1 pseudogene is annotated in these 253 nt (G+C 62.8%); it reads left to right on the top strand.

The features are described 5' to 3' along the window. Window positions 1-121 precede the first annotated feature (121 nt). Window positions 122-253, top strand: a pseudogene (locus ACZYOF_RS44840) (transposase); the annotation flags it as partial.

Below are 253 nucleotides of genomic sequence, written 5' to 3'. Positions count from 1 at the left end.
AGGACTTTCTTCGCAATGCCCACCTCGATATCCCAGCGGCCGTCGAGGCGCTGCGCCAATACTGGATGCCGATCCGCTACGCACGCGCCCGCTGATCACTGCGGACGTGGGAGCTCTTACCGCTTACTATCAGGCGTTCCCGCCCGCCGAAGCCAGGCGGATTTTGCGACGGCTCGAGTTCCACTACACCCCCAAGCACGCAAGCTGGCTCAACATGGTCGAGATCGAAATCGGCGTCCTGCGGGGCCAGTGT

The organism is Bradyrhizobium sp. LeoA1Lang, assembly GCF_055413685.1.
The sequence above is the reverse complement of the archived record's forward strand: the minus strand, read 5'-3'. Positions and strand labels throughout refer to the sequence as shown.